The following is a 14,335-nucleotide window of genomic DNA, read 5'->3' as shown; positions in this document are numbered from 1 at the left end:
CACCCTGCCGTTGTTTTGGTGCGCATGGCGCACCCTACGGATTATTTGGTCTCGTTGAACAGCTCGCGGCCGATCAGCATGCGGCGGATCTCGCTGGTGCCGGCGCCGATCTCGTAGAGCTTGGCGTCGCGCAGCAGGCGGCCGGCCGGGTACTCGTTGGTGTAGCCGTTGCCGCCGAGCAGCTGGATGCAGTCCAGGGCCATCCTGGTGGCCATCTCGGCGGTGTAGAGGATCACCGCCGCGGCGTCCTTGCGCGATTCCTCGCCGCGGTCGCAGGCCTTGGCGACGTTGTACAGGTAGGACTTGGAGGCGTTCATGCCGGCGTACATGTCGGCCAGCTTGCCCTGCACCAGCTGGAACTCGCCGATGGACTGCTTGAACTGCTGGCGCTCGTGCACGTAGGGCAGCACCACGTCCATGCAGGCGCTCATGATCCCGGTGGGGCCGCCGGAAAGCACGGTGCGCTCGTAGTCCAGGCCGCTCATCAGCACGCGCACGCCGCCGCCTTCGACACCGAGGATGTTCTCTTCCGGCACCTCGCAGTCCTCGAACACCAGCTCGCAGGTGTTGGAGCCGCGCATGCCCAGCTTGTCCAGCTTCTGATGGCGGGAGAAGCCCTTGAAGTCGCGCTCGACGATAAAGGCGGTCATGCCGCGCGAGCCGGCGTTGATGTCGGTCTTGGCGTAGATCACGTAGGTGTTGGCGTCCGGGCCGTTGGTGATCCACATCTTGTTGCCGTTGAGCACGTAACGGTCGCCGCGCTTCTCGGCGCGCAGCTTCATCGACACCACATCGGAGCCGGCGTTGGGCTCGCTCATGGCCAGGGCGCCGACGTGCTCGCCGGAGCACAGTTTGGGCAGGTACTTGAGCTTCTGCTCGTGAGTGCCGTTCTTGCGGATCTGGTTGACGCACAGGTTCGAATGCGCGCCGTAGGACAGGCCGACCGAGGCGCTGGCGCGGCTGATCTCTTCCATGGCCACCACATGGGCCAGGTAGCCCATGTTGGTGCCGCCGTATTCCTCTTCCACGGTCATGCCCAGCAGCCCCATGTCGCCGAACTTGCGCCACATGTCCATGGGGAACTCGTTGTCGCGGTCGATCTGCGCCGCGCGCGGGGCCAGCTCGGCCTGGGCGAAGTGGTGGACGGCATCGCGCAGCATGTCGATGGTTTCGCCGAGGCCGAAGTTGAGGGTGGGGTAGCTCATGGGACACCTTTTGTTGTTTTGGGGTGCGCGGTGCGCACCGGGTCGGTTGGGGGCGCGACGCACCCTACATGTCGGTTTCGGCCAGGGCTGCCAGGCAGCGCTCCTCGGCGGTATCGAGTTCCAGCTGCATCTGCCGGATGTCCAGCAACTGCTGCTCGAGCTGGGCGCGGCGTGCGGCGATCTTTTCCATGAAGGTTTCCAGCTGCTTGCGGTTGCCGCTGCTGGGGTCATAGAGGTCGATCAGCTCCTTGCACTCGGCCAGGGAAAAACCGATGCGCTTGCCGCGCAGGATCAGCTTCAGGGTGACCAGGTCGCGGGGGCTGAAGATGCGCTCCTGGCCGCGGCGCTCGGGGGCGAGCATGCCTTGCTCCTCGTAGAAGCGGATGGCGCGCGGCGTCACGTCCAATTCGCGGGCCAGGTCGGAGATGGAGTAGGTGGTGGGCATCGGGGTGCTCTCGTTTACCTTTACGTTAACGTAAAGCTGGCTTCGTCACCCTGTCAAGCGCGGCGTGGCGTCCGTGGAATAGGCATCGGCGTGCTGCGATAAAAAACGACCGGCGGGTCGCATCCGGGCAAAAAAGGGGCTTGACGTTACTTTCCGTTAACGTAAAGGTAAATGGCAGAACCTCACTGCCTCGGGGAAAGTTGTTATGCGTATCGAAGGTTCCGTGTTTCTGGTTACCGGTGGCGGTTCCGGCCTGGGCCTGGCCGCTGCCCGTCAGCTGCTCGGCCAGGGCGGCAAGGTGCTGCTGTTGGACATCAATGCCGAGGCGGGGCAGCGCGCCGCCTTAGAGCTGGGAGAGGGCGCCCGCTTCGTGCAGGCCGACATCACCCGCGAGGAGGATGGCCGCGCGGCCGTGGAGCAGGCCCTGGAGGCCTTCGGCGCCGTGCACGGGCTGGTCAACTGCGCCGGTATCGCACCGGCCGAGAAGGTGCTGGGACGTAACGGCGTGCACGGCCTGGACAGTTTCCGCCGCACCGTCGAGGTCAACCTGATCGGCAGTTTCAACCTGCTGCGCCTGGCCGCCGAGGCCATGGCGCAGAACTCGCCGAATGCCGAGGGCGAGCGCGGGGTGATCGTCAACACCGCTTCGGTGGCGGCCTTCGACGGGCAGATCGGTCAGGCCGCCTATGCCGCGTCCAAGGGTGGGGTGGCCGCCATGACCCTGCCGGCGGCGCGCGAGTTGGCGCGCTCGGGCATCCGCGTGATGTGCATCGCCCCGGGCATCTTCGAGACGCCGATGATGGCCGGCATGCCGCAGGAGGTGCGCGACTCGTTGGCCGCCGGCGTGCCGTTCCCGCCGCGCCTGGGCCGTCCCGAGGAATACGCCGCGCTGGTGCGCCACATCGTCGAGAACCCCATGCTCAACGGCGAGGTGATCCGCCTCGATGGCGCGCTGCGTATGGCGGCGAAATAACCGACAAATGACCCGGATTGCATCCGGCCGGGGTGAGCTGATCGGCCTGGCCGCAACCCATGGCAAACCATCGACTTTCAGGAGACAACCATGTCTGCAACCGATCCGGTCGTGATCGTCAGCGCCGCCCGTACCCCCATGGGCGGTTTTCTCGGTGACCTGGCCGGCCTGTCCACCGCCGAACTGGGCGCCGCCGCCATCCGCGCCACCCTGGAGCGCGCCGGACTCGCGGCCGAGGCGGTGGATACCGTGCTGATGGGCTGCGTGCTGCAGGCCGGTCAGGGCCAGGCCCCGGCGCGCCAGGCGGCGCTCGGCGCGGGCCTGAGCCAGGCGGCGCAATGCACCACTTTGAACAAGATGTGCGGTTCGGGCATGCAGGCGCTGATGCTCGGCCACGACCAGCTGCTGGCCGGTAGCGCCGAGGTGCTGGTGGCCGGCGGCATGGAGAGCATGTCCAACGCGCCGTACCTGCTACCGCGCGCCCGCGCGGGCTATCGCATGGGCCACGGCCAGGTACTCGACCATATGTTCCTCGACGGTCTGGAAGACGCCTACGAGCGCGGCCGGCTGATGGGCACCTTCGCCGAGGACTGCGCGCAGAGCTACGGTTTCACCCGCCAGGAACAGGACGCCTACGCCCTGGAGTCGCTACGCCGGGCGCAGCAGGCGATGGAGGCCGGCCATTTTGCCGACGAGATCGTCGCGGTCGAGGCTCCTGCCGGGCGTGAGCGGCGCCTGATCGCCGCCGACGAGCAGCCGCCCAAGGCCAGGCCGGAGAAGATTCCCACGCTCAAGCCGGCGTTCCGCGACGGCGGCACCGTGACCGCAGCCAACTCCAGCTCGATTTCCGACGGCGCTGCGGCCCTGCTGCTGATGCGCCAGTCAGCGGCCGTGCGGCGTGGCCTGAGCCCGCTGGCGCGTATTGTCGCCCATGCCGGCCATGCCCAGGCGCCGAACCTGTTCACCACCGCTCCGGTCACCGCCATCCAGCGTGTGCTGGCGCGCAGTGGCTGGTCGCTGAATGAGGTGGACCTGTTCGAGATCAACGAGGCCTTCGCCGTAGTGCCCATGGTGGCCATGCGCGACCTTGACATTCCCCACGCCCGGCTCAACGTCAATGGCGGCGCCTGCGCCCTGGGCCATCCCATCGGCGCCTCCGGCGCGCGCATCCTGGTGACCCTGCTCGCGGCGCTGCAGCAGCGCGGCTTGACGCGCGGCGTGGCCGCAGTATGCATCGGCGGCGGCGAGGCCACCGCCGTGGCCATCGAGCGCATCTAGAGGAGCAGCGAGATGATTCCATCCGAACAGGACATCCAGATCCGCGACATGGCCCAGCAGTTCGCTCAGGAACGGCTCAAGCCCTTCGCCGCCGACTGGGACCGCGAGCATCGCTTCCCAACCGAGGCCATTGCCGAGATGGGCCAGCTGGGCTTTATGGGCATGCTGGTGCCGCAGCAGTGGGGCGGCGCCGAGACCGGCCACCTGGCCTACGCCATGGCCCTGGAAGAGGTGGCGGCGGGCGACGGCGCCTGCTCCACCATCATGAGCGTGCACAACTCGGTGGGCTGCATGCCGATCCTCAAGTACGGCAGCGAGGCGCAGAAGCAGCGCTTCCTCCGTCCGCTGGCCGAAGGCAGCATGCTCGGCGCCTTCGCCCTGACCGAGCCGCAGGCGGGGTCGGATGCCAGCGACCTGCGCACCCGCGCGCGGCGCGACGGCGAGCACTATGTGCTGACCGGCGCCAAGCAGTTCATCACCTCCGGTAGTCAGGCCGGCATGGTCATCGTCTTCGCCGTCACCGATCCGGCTGCCGGCAAGAAAGGTATCAGCGCCTTTATCGTGCCGACCGACACGCCCGGGTTCTCGGTGGTACGGGTGGAGGACAAGCTCGGCCAGCACGCTTCGGACACCTGCCAGATCCAGCTCGACGAGGTGCGCATCCCGGCCGAGTTGCGCCTGGGCGAGGAGGGCGAGGGCTACCGCATCGCCCTGGCCAACCTGGAAGGCGGGCGCATCGGCATCGCCGCGCAATCGGTGGGTATGGCCCGCGCCGCGTTCGAGGCGGCGCGCGACTACGCCCACGAGCGGGTCACCTTCGGCAAGCCGATCATCGAGCACCAGGCGGTGGCGTTCCGCCTGGCCGACATGGCCACCCAGATCGCCGTGGCGCGGCAGATGGTGCACCACGCCGCCTGCCTGCGCGAAGCCGGCCTGCCATGCCTGACCGAGGCCTCGATGGCCAAGCTGTTCGCCTCGGAGATGGCCGAGCGGGTCTGTTCGGCGGCGATCCAGACCCTGGGTGGCTACGGCTACCTCAAGGACTTCCCGGTCGAGCGCATCTACCGCGACGTGCGCGTGTGCCAGATCTACGAGGGTACCAGCGACGTGCAACGGATGGTGATTGCGCGCAGTTTGTAGGCGCCGGCTGCCGTAGGGTGCGCCGGAGGCTCAGAGAACCGACCCTCTCCCCCAACCCCTCTCCCTCAAGTGGGAGAGGGGAGCAAATCCGCGTGGTGATCGAGCATTGGTGCCAGGCCAGGCGGTGCGCGCGACCCAGACGGCCCCGCGACGCCCTGCGGGACGTCGTGCGACCTAATCGAACCGGTACTGCACCCCAGCGCCGACATACCAGGCCCGTTCCGGGCCCGGTTCGTAGTAGCGGCCGTTGCTCTCTCCGACTATCACCGAGCCGATGTATTGGCGGTCCAGCAGGTTGTCGATGCGCAGTACCTGGTTGAAGGTCAGCGCGCCGAGCTGCTGCTCGAAGCGCGCCTGCCAGTTGAACAGGGCGTAGCTGGGCGCGGCCTTGGCCTGGTTGCTGTCCTCGACATACAGTTTGCTGCGGTACAGCCCTTCGAGGGCGGTGCTGAAACCCTCGCGCGGCTGCCAGGCCAGTTCGCCATACAGGGTGCTGGCGGGGATGCCGGGCAGGCGATTGCCAGACGCGATCGGCCGGCCGCCGCTGGCGAAGTCCTGGCTGTAGACGGCCTCGATATGGCTGTAGGCGAGGTTGCCGCGCAGGGTTTCGCTCAGTTGGCTTGCCACCGCCAGTTCCACGCCGCGGCGGCGGGTCTGTGCGGCGTTCTGAAAGCGCGTGCGGCCGCCGCTGGCCGATTCCACCACCAGCTCGTCGTCGGTGTCGATCTGAAACAGCGCCAGTTGCAGGTCGCTGGCCTGTCCGAGGCGGGCCTTGAGGCCGATTTCCAGCTGCTTGCTGGTGGCCGATTGCAGGTCGAAGCCGAAACCGTTGTCGGGACCGGAGTACGACAGTTCGTTGAGCGTCGGCGTCTCCAGGCCCTTGCCCCAGCTGGCGTACAGATTCAGCTCCGGCAGCAGCGCGTAGCTGGCACCCAGGGTCGGGGTCAGCTCGCGGTAGGTGACCGCGCCGCCATCGTCGCCATTGCTCAGGAAGCGGTCGTCCACCTCGAACCGCACTTCGTTGTGGCGCAGGCCGGCCTGCAGGTCGAGCTTGCCCAGTTGCCAGGCGGCCTGGACATAGGGCGACAGGCTGCTGACCTCATCGCGCTCGTCGCGGCGCAGGTTGCCCTTCACCCCCAGGGTGCTGCCGACGAAGTTCTCAAAGCCCTGGCGGTCGTCGCGGGAATGGTCGTAGTCCAGGCCGGCGGTCAGGGTCAGCAGGCTGCTGCCCAGGTCGAAGGGCTGGATCCAGCGGTTGCTGGCGCCGAAGAAGCGCCGCTCGAAGTCGATCACTCCGCCTGAGTGGGACGGGTTGGCCTGCACCGCCACCGGGATCGACTGGTACTGGATCACCCGCCGGATACCGCTGTACAGGGTGCTCTGCCAGGTGCCGGCGGCGAAGCTGCGCTCGTAATTCAGGCCAAGCTGCTGGTGATCCACCGTCTTGCGCGTATTGAACGCCAAAGCGCTGGGGGCGGCGGCGCGACGGTCGGCCTGCACCTGTTGCCAGGTCAGGCCCTGCGGGTCCTGAGTGTCGTTCTGGTCGAGCTGATTGAAGCTCAGGCTGAGCTTGCTGGCATCGTCCGGGTACAGGGTCAGCTTGGCGAAGCTCTTGTCGAGGATGGCGCCGCTGTGCTCGCGATAACCGTCGGTCTCGAAGTGCGAGCGGTTGAGGATAAAGCCGGCCTGGTCGTTGCCGCCCTCGGCACTGACTCGCGTGCGGCTGGTGCCGAAAGCCGCCTGCGAGGTATCGAGCGATACCCTCGGTGCGCCTTCGCCATCGCGCGAGAACAGCTGGATCACTCCGCCGGAGTTGCTGCCGTAGACGCTGGCAAAGGGGCCGCGCAGCACCTCGATGCGCTCCAGGGTATCGAGGTCGAAGGTCGCCGCCTGGCCTTGGCCGTCGGGGTTGGACAGTGGCACGCCATCGGCCAGCAGCTTGACACCGCGAATGCCGAAGGCCGAGCGGGCGCCGAAGCCGCGCGAAGACAGCTGCAGATCCTGGGCGTAGTTCTGCCGGTTCTGCACCACCAGGCCGGGCACGCTGCCGAGCGCCTCGGACAGGTTGACCCCCGGCTTGCCCAGGGTGGCCTGCTCGGCATCGATGCGGTTGACCGAGAAGGGCAGGCGCCAGCCGCTGGCCTGGTAACGGCTGCCGGTGACCACCAGCGGTTCGGCCTGGTAGTCGGGCACGTTCTCGGCCTGCGCGGCCAGCGGCAGCAGCAGGGAGGCAAGCCAGGGGCGAGGGCGGAATGGGGTCATGGTCGAGGGATCTTCTGCGGTCGCTATCCCGCGATGGTGACCGCAGCGGCGGACCGCGGGCTAGAGTCGCTGCGCCGCCTGGCGCAGAAATGCTCTACGAAATGTTGCCGCAATAGGGTTGTCGAACGATTTGGATAGCGCTAACATCCGGCCAAACAATGAGCGGCACCACGTCGATGGCGCCCTGGAGTTCCCATGCAGCAACAGCCTTTCGCACTGCCTGCCCGCACCACATTGGTGGTCATGGGCGTCAGCGGCTCCGGCAAGAGCGAGATCAGCCAGGCGGTGGCCACCGCGCTCGGCTGGCGCCATATCGAAGCCGATCACTTCCATCCCCGCGAGAACGTCGAGCGCATGCGCGCCGGCATCCCCCTGAGCGACGACGACCGCAGCCACTGGCTGGACGCCCTGAGCGAGCAGATGCTGGCCGCCCAGGCGGCGGGCGAGGGCTTCGTGCTGGCCTGCTCGGCGCTCAAGCGCGCCTACCGCGAGCGCCTGCGCGCGGCGGTGCCGGGGCTGCAGTTCGTGCATCTGCAGATCGACCAGGCCACCGCGCTGCAGCGAGTCGGCGCGCGTCCCGGGCATTTCATGCCCACCTCGCTGGTCGACAGCCAGTTTGCCACCCTCGAAGCGCCGGCCGGCGAACCCCAGGTGCTGACCCTGGATGCGGCCGCCAGCCGCGAGGCGCTGCTGGCGGATATCTGCGCCTGGTTGCGCCGCGATCTGCCGGAGGCCGGCTCGGGCGCCGCCACCGCTGGTCCGACGACAGAAATTGATAGCGCTAACCATGCTGCGCAGCTGGGCGCAGAACCCATCTACGAGGGCCGTCTGGCGCGGCTGTTCGACCGCCTCACCGACGGCCTGATGGCGACGCTGATGGCCTTCATGGTACTGGCGGTGTTCGCCAACGTGGTGCTGCGCTACGCCTTCGGCACCGGCTGGGCCGGGGCCGAGGAACTGTCGCGGCTGGCCTTCGTCTGGCTGGTGTTCGTCGGCGTGGCCTCGAGTATGCGCCGCGGCGAGCTGATGACCTTCCGCATGATCCGCGACCGCTTCCCGCAGTCTGCGCAACGTCTGCTGGACTCGCTGAGCTGGCTGCTGGTGGCCGGCGCCAGCCTGCTGGCGGCCTGGGGCGCCTGGATGCAGGTGCAGTTCGGCTGGGGCAACCACAGCACCGTGGTCGGTTATCCGGTGGTGCTGGCCATGGTGCCGGTGCTGGCCTGCATGACGGTGCTGGCCGTTCTCGCCCTGGTGCAACTGATCAACCTGTGGCGCCGCACGCCGCAGGCAAGTCTGGCTCACGCGCAAGTCGATTGAGGCTGCGTCATCACTAACAAGAACGGGCACTGCCCACCGAGGACCTGCCGATGACCGTCGCCGTCTTCCTTTCATCCCTGCTAGGCTTCATGGCCTTCGGCATGCCCATCGCCTTCGCCCTGATCCTCACGGCGGCGCTGCTGATGTGGTACCTGGACTTCTGGGACGTACAGTTGCTGGCGCAGAACCTGCTCGCCGGCGCTGACAGCTTCCCGCTGCTGGCCGTGCCCTTCTTCATCCTCGCCGGCGAGCTGATGAATGCCGGCGGCATCTCCAAGCGCATCATCGCCATGGCCCAGGCCTATTTCGGCCACCTGCGCGGTGGCCTCGGCTACGTCGCCATCGCCGCCGCGGTGCTGCTGGCGAGCATGTCCGGCTCGGCCCTGGCCGACACCGCGGCGCTGGCCACCCTGTTGCTGCCGATGATGCGCCAGCGCGGCTACCCGCTGCATTCCTCGGCTGGCCTGGTGGCCGCCGGCGGCATCATCGCGCCGATCATCCCGCCGTCGATGCCCTTCGTGATCTACGGCGTGGTCACCAACACCTCGATCAGCCAGCTGTTCATGGCCGGCCTGGTGCCGGGGCTGATCATGGGCGCCGGGCTGATCGTCGCCTGGAGCCTGATCGCCCGCGGCTTCACCGAGCCGACCCCGGCCAAGGCCAGCGCCGCCGAGCGCCGCCGCGTGCTGGTCGACGGCGCCGCGGCGCTGATGCTGCCGGTGATCATAGTCGGCGGCCTGCGCTTCGGCATCTTCACCCCGACCGAGGCGGCGGTGGTCGCCGCGGTCTACGCCCTGGCGGTGTCGACCCTGCTGTACCGCGAGCTGAGCTGGGCCAGCCTGATGGAAACCCTGACCCGCGCCAGCCGCACCACCGCCTCGGTGATGTTCCTCTGCGCCGCCGCCACGGTATCGGCCTACATGATCACCCTGGCCCAGCTGCCGGACGAGATCGGCGCCATGCTCGGGCCGCTGGCCGACCACCCGCAACTGCTGGTGCTGGCGATCATGCTGCTGATGATCGCGGTGGGCATGGTCCTCGACCTGACCCCGACCATCCTCATCCTCGCCCCGGTGCTGGCGCCGATCGCGATCAAGGCTGGGGTCGACCCGGTGTACTTCGGCGTGATGTTCGTGCTGATCGGCTCCATCGGCCTGATCACCCCGCCGGTGGGCACCGTGCTCAACGTGGTCGGCGGTATCGGTCGGCTGCGCATGGAGGTACTGGTGCGCGGGGTGATGCCGTTCTTCCTGATCTACCTGGGCATAGTCGCGTTGCTGATCGCCTTCCCGGCCATCGTCACCGTGCCGCTGACCTGGCTGCGCTGATTCGCCCCAACCGGCGCGGGCGCGCCGGCTTCGTTCACAACAATAAGAGGTAGTTCCGATGAAACGTCCGCTGCTCGCCATCCTCACCGCTGCCCTGCTGTGCAGCCCGCTCGCCGCCGTCAGCGTCCACGCCGATGAAATCCGCTCGCGGATGATCCGCTTCGGCTACGGCCTCAACGAGAACAGCAACCAGGGCCGCGCGGCCAAGCTGTTCGCCGAGGAGGTGGCCAAAGCCTCGGACGGCAAGCTCAAGGTGCGCACCTTCGGCGCCGCCAGCCTGGGTTCGGACGACCAGATGCAGAGCGCGCTGATCGGCGGCGCCCAGGAAATGATGGTCGGCTCCACCGCCACCCTGGTCGGCATCACCAAGGAAATGGCGGTGTGGGACACGCCTTTCCTGTTCAGCAGCGCCGAGCAGGCCGACGCCGTGCTCGACGGCCCGGTCGGCCGCCAGGTGATGGACAAGCTGCAGGAGAAGGGCCTGGTTGGCTTGGTGTACTGGGAGAACGGTTTCCGCAACCTGACCAACAACGCCCGGCCGATCAGCAAGCTGGAGGATTTCGCCGGCATCAAGCTGCGCGTGATGCCCAACCCGGTGTTCCTCGAGACCTTCAAGCTGATGGGCGCCAACGCCGTGCCGCTGCCGTTCTCCGAGCTGTTCACCGCGCTGGAGACCAAGGCCGTGGACGGTCAGGAAAACCCGTTCAACACCATCCTCTCCTCGAAGTTCTACGAGGTGCAGAAGTACCTGACCGTGACCAACCACGTTTACAGCCCGTGGATTCTCACCGTGTCCAAGCGCTGGTGGGACGGCCTGTCTGCCACCGAGCAGAACATTCTCATGGAGGCGGCGCAGAAGGCGCGTGACTTCGAGCGCCAGGACACCCGCGCCGAGGCCGCCCGCGCCCTGGCCGAACTGAAGGACAAGGGCATGCAGATCAACGAAGTGGACGCCGCCGAGGTGCAGCGCATGCGCGAGCAGGCCGCCCCGGCGATCCAGAAGGTGGTCGAGACGGTCGGCCAGCAGCTGTTCGATCAGGTGCAGGCCGAGGCCGCCAAGGCTGCCTTGTAAGTTTCGCGGGGCACGTTGGGACGGCCGCTCCTTGCATGGTGGTGGCCTCCCGGGCGGCGTGTCCCGCGCTTTATTCGTCGTCCAGGCTGCTAGAATCGCGGCCTGGTCTTTCCTGGAGGCGCTATGAGTCAACGTCGTCGCCGTTCCGCCGAACGCGTCACCCTGTCGGATGTGGCCAAGGCTGCCGGCTGCTCGCTGATGTCAGCCTCGCGCGCGCTGTCGCAGCCGGGCAGGGTCTCCGACGCCCTGCGCGAGCAGGTGATGCGCGCCGCTCAGGCGCTCGGCTACGTGCCCAATCCGGCGGCGCGGGCGTTGGCCAGCTCGCGCTCGAACCTGGTGGCGGTGGTGATTCCCTCGCTGTCGAACTCGGTGTTCGTCGATACCGTCGAGGCGATCCAGCGGGTGCTGATGCCGGCCGGCTTCGAAATGATGATCGGCGTCAGCCACTACCGGGTCGAGGAGGACGAACGCCTGCTGCGTTCCTACCTGGCGCACCAGCCGGCCGGCCTGCTGGTCACCGGCTTCGAGCGCAGCGACGCGGCGCGCGAGATCCTCGGCGCCAGCAGCTGCCCGCTGGTGACCCTGATGGAGCTGAGCGACGAGCCGGAGGATTACTGCGTCGGTTTCTCCCAGGTCGAGGCCGGCGCCGCCATGACCCGCGCCCTGGTCCAGCGCGGCTACCGGCATATCGCCTTCGCCGCTGCCCAGCTCGACCCGCGCACCCTGCAGCGCGCCGAGGGCTACCGCCAGGTGATGCGCTACCTCAATCGTCACGACCCGGCGCTGGAGCTGCTCACCCCCGAGCTGTCGTCCATCGGCCTCGGCGCCGAGCTGCTCGACCGTCTGCTGGCGCAGCAGCCGCAGATCGATGCGGTGTTCTTCAACAACGACGACCTGGCCATGGGCGCGCTGTTCCGCGCCCGTCAGCTGGGCCTCGAGGTGCCGGGACGGCTGGCCATCGCCGGCTTCAACGACCTGCCGGCGGCGGCCTGGATGCACCCGGCGCTGAGCACGGTGCGCACCACCCGTGGGCGTATCGGCGAGCTGGCGGCGAACATGCTGCTGGCCCTGATGCGCGGCGAGACGCCCGAGCAGCACTGCATCGACGTCGGCTTCGAACTGGTGATGCGCGACAGCACCTGAGGGTAAGGGAGGCCGCGCCGGGTAGGTTGGCGCTGAGCGCAGCGAAGCCCAACGGGGAGCGCAACGCGCTCCGCCCGACGATCCGGCGGCCCGGACTCAGCCGCCGTTCGTATTTCTGCCTGCCTCGGCCAACTGCTCGGCCGCCTCCAGGCGCAGGCGCTCGCGTTCGTCGAAACGTTCCGCCGCCAGCGCCTCGATGGCGGCACGCTTGTCGCCGCTGCTGAGTCCCTCGTTGGCCTGGATATGCGCCTTGGCGGCGAGATACTCATCGAGACGCTTCTGCCAGCCCTGGCGTTGGCTGTCCAGCGCCTCCAGGCGGGCGGTGGCCTCGGCGCCGACCAGCTGCTGGCGCAGCTGGCGAATCTGCGCGGCGCTGGCGCCTTCGGCCTGCAGGCGCGCGGTGTGCTGGCGCAGCTCCTGCTGCAGCTGCGGCAGCACCATGTCCTGCAGCTCCTCCGGCAGGCTGGCGCGCAGCCGGTCGACCGCCAGGCCCTTTTCCTCGTCGCTCAGTCCGGCGTCCTGGCGGATCGCCAGGCGCTCCAGGGTGAAGCGGTTGTAGCCTTCCTCGCGGGCGAAGAAGGCCTGATGGCTCTCGCTGTCGAACAGCCGCGCGCGCAGCGCCTGCACCGCCGCTTCGCGTTGGCGCATGGCGTCCAGGCTGGCCAGTTGCGGCAGGTCGCGCTCCAGCAGCACCAACTCGCGCTTGTAGGCCAGGTACTGGTCGAGCAGCGCCTGCGCGCGGGCCCGGGCCGGCTCCTGCAGCTGGCCGTCGATATAACCGCGCAGACGCGCGACGCTGGCGTCCAGGTTCTCCTCGCCGAGGCTGGCGAGGAAGTAGTCGAAAATACGCCGAATGTCTTCGCTGACGATCAGGTTGCCGGCGGCATCGACGCGAAAGCGGCCGTCCACCTCGGTGCCGACGAAGGATGCCGGCAAGCCGAGACCGGCTGCTTTTCTCGCCGGCGTGACGGGCGCGGGCAGCGCTTGCTGCAGCGCGGGTGGCGCCGCCGGTGGCGGGGTTTCCCCGCTGGCCGCGGGTGGATTGAACCGATCAGGCAGATGCCCGGGCTCGAGATAGAGCATCGACGCCAGGCAGACGGCGAACAGCAGGGGCAACAGCAACAGGGCTTTGTTCACGGCAGATTCCACTACGGCGTCCGGGCCGGATGACGCCGGCCCGGACTTTGGCTCAGAGCCCGGCGTTCTTCAGGCGGTTGGCATGCTGGCGGTAGACGGTCACCGGATCGGTCTCGAACAGGCTGGTCAGGCCCAGGGTCTGGTTGACCTCGTCGAGGTGGTTCATCCGGTAGTTGTCGCGGATCACCTGGCCCATGCGCGAACTGCAGCGGCCGACCAGGCCATCGTTGGCTTCGCTGCCGAAGGTCAGCGCGCTGGCGCCCATCAGCAGGTCGCTGGGGTCGAGCAGGTTGGTCAGCGGGCTGGTGCCGCTCCAGGAGTAGTAGCGCACGCCGTTCACGCTGTAGGCGCCTTCGCCGCAGGCGCTGGTGGGAATGCCCTGCGGGAACTTGGCGTTGAAGCGCGCCGCGCCCTCGCTGTTGAGCGACTCCAGCGAGCCGAGGGCGTTCTGCGGGGTGGTGCTGGGGCTGCCGGAGAGGAAGTTGATCAGCGCGCCGAGGCCATTGACGATGCCCGCCAGCAGCGGGGTGGCGACCGGGCCGGCGGGGCCGTCGCTGATGCCCTTGAGGAAGTCGGCGGTGGCCGAGCCCTTGTGCGGCGCGCCGACGCTGGTGACCGAGGCGACCAGATCCGGGCGCACGGCGGCGACGTAGCGGGTGGTGGGGCCGCCGTGGCTGTGGCCGATCAGGTTGACCTTGGCCTTGCCGCTGATGGCGACGATGTCCTCGACCTGCTGCAGCAATTGCTCGCCGCGCGCTTCGGAGGTGTCCAGCTGGCTGACCTCGGTGATGTAGACGCTGGCGCCGTCGCGGCGCAGGGCGGCGGGAATACCGTACCAGTAGTCGACGCCGAGGATGCTGTCGAAGCCGAGCATGCCGTGGCCGAGGACGATGGGGTATTGGGTCTGGGTATAGCCGGACGAGCCGAACCAGAAGGCCTGGGTCTGGCCGCTGGCGAGCAGGCCGGCGCCGAGGCAGAGGGCGAGCAGGGTCTTGTTCTTGTTCATGGGCGCTCTCGATGGGTGTGTTGAGGTGC

12 protein-coding genes are annotated in these 14,335 nt (G+C 68.1%); 7 read left to right on the top strand and 5 right to left on the bottom strand.

Annotation, left to right across the window (positions count from 1 at the left end; all coding sequences use genetic code 11):
• Positions 1 to 41: 41 nt before the first annotated feature.
• Both ACIGFL_RS21585 and ACIGFL_RS21580 read right to left on the bottom strand, forming a co-directional pair.
• Entirely contained in the window at positions 42 to 1,205 is a 1,164-nt protein-coding gene (locus tag ACIGFL_RS21585) for an isovaleryl-CoA dehydrogenase (protein WP_397498509.1), read from the bottom strand.
• 64 nt (positions 1,206 to 1,269) lie between these two features.
• On the bottom strand, positions 1,270 to 1,650 hold the full coding sequence (locus ACIGFL_RS21580) for a MerR family DNA-binding transcriptional regulator (protein ID WP_003239740.1): 381 nt from the start codon (positions 1,648 to 1,650) through the stop codon (positions 1,270 to 1,272).
• A gap of 205 nt (positions 1,651 to 1,855) precedes the next feature.
• Here ACIGFL_RS21580 and ACIGFL_RS21575 point away from each other — a divergent pair, with 205 nt between their 5' ends.
• From ACIGFL_RS21575 to ACIGFL_RS21565, 3 genes are all read left to right on the top strand, one after another.
• A complete protein-coding gene (locus ACIGFL_RS21575) occupies positions 1,856 to 2,623 on the top strand; it encodes a 3-hydroxyacyl-CoA dehydrogenase (protein WP_397498508.1) in 768 nt (255 codons plus the stop codon).
• 90 nt (positions 2,624 to 2,713) lie between these two features.
• Positions 2,714 to 3,901, top strand: a complete 1,188-nt coding sequence (locus tag ACIGFL_RS21570; RefSeq protein WP_397498507.1) for an acetyl-CoA C-acyltransferase — start codon at positions 2,714 to 2,716, stop codon at positions 3,899 to 3,901.
• 12 nt (positions 3,902 to 3,913) lie between these two features.
• Positions 3,914 to 5,041, top strand: coding sequence for an acyl-CoA dehydrogenase family protein (locus ACIGFL_RS21565; RefSeq protein ID WP_397498506.1), 1,128 nt, complete (start codon positions 3,914 to 3,916; stop codon positions 5,039 to 5,041).
• A 174-nt stretch (positions 5,042 to 5,215) separates the two neighbouring features.
• On the opposite strand, the gene ACIGFL_RS21560 is transcribed toward ACIGFL_RS21565, so the two are convergent.
• Positions 5,216 to 7,303 (bottom strand): TonB-dependent receptor family protein, encoded by a 2,088-nt coding sequence (locus tag ACIGFL_RS21560; protein ID WP_397498505.1) that lies wholly within the window; start codon positions 7,301 to 7,303, stop codon positions 5,216 to 5,218.
• 195 nt (positions 7,304 to 7,498) lie between these two features.
• Here ACIGFL_RS21560 and ACIGFL_RS21555 point away from each other — a divergent pair, with 195 nt between their 5' ends.
• From ACIGFL_RS21555 to ACIGFL_RS21540, 4 genes are all read left to right on the top strand, one after another.
• Positions 7,499 to 8,620 (top strand): gluconokinase, GntK/IdnK-type, encoded by a 1,122-nt coding sequence (locus tag ACIGFL_RS21555; RefSeq protein ID WP_397498504.1) that lies wholly within the window; start codon positions 7,499 to 7,501, stop codon positions 8,618 to 8,620.
• Between the two features lie 50 nt (positions 8,621 to 8,670).
• On the top strand, positions 8,671 to 9,948 hold the full coding sequence (locus ACIGFL_RS21550) for a TRAP transporter large permease (protein WP_021446292.1): 1,278 nt from the start codon (positions 8,671 to 8,673) through the stop codon (positions 9,946 to 9,948).
• Between the two features lie 58 nt (positions 9,949 to 10,006).
• Positions 10,007 to 11,020 carry a TRAP transporter substrate-binding protein gene (locus ACIGFL_RS21545; RefSeq protein WP_397498503.1) on the top strand — a complete coding sequence of 338 codons (1,014 nt, stop codon included), beginning with the start codon at positions 10,007 to 10,009 and terminating at the stop codon, positions 11,018 to 11,020.
• 123 nt (positions 11,021 to 11,143) lie between these two features.
• Entirely contained in the window at positions 11,144 to 12,163 is a 1,020-nt protein-coding gene (locus tag ACIGFL_RS21540) for a LacI family DNA-binding transcriptional regulator (RefSeq protein WP_122109747.1), read from the top strand.
• A gap of 96 nt (positions 12,164 to 12,259) precedes the next feature.
• Here the strand turns inward: ACIGFL_RS21540 and ACIGFL_RS21535 are convergent, their stop codons facing one another.
• The gene (locus ACIGFL_RS21535) at positions 12,260 to 13,300 is read right to left on the bottom strand and encodes a lipase secretion chaperone (RefSeq protein ID WP_397498502.1); all 1,041 of its coding nucleotides are present in this window, start codon (positions 13,298 to 13,300) and stop codon (positions 12,260 to 12,262) included.
• A gap of 52 nt (positions 13,301 to 13,352) precedes the next feature.
• Positions 13,353 to 14,306 (bottom strand): triacylglycerol lipase, encoded by a 954-nt coding sequence (locus tag ACIGFL_RS21530; protein WP_397498501.1) that lies wholly within the window; start codon positions 14,304 to 14,306, stop codon positions 13,353 to 13,355.
• Positions 14,307 to 14,335: the final 29 nt, after the last annotated feature.

This window comes from Pseudomonas sp. NPDC077649, from assembly GCF_044542855.1.
Lineage (GTDB): Bacteria > Pseudomonadota > Gammaproteobacteria > Pseudomonadales > Pseudomonadaceae > Aquipseudomonas.
This window is presented reverse-complemented; position numbering and strand designations above follow the sequence as displayed.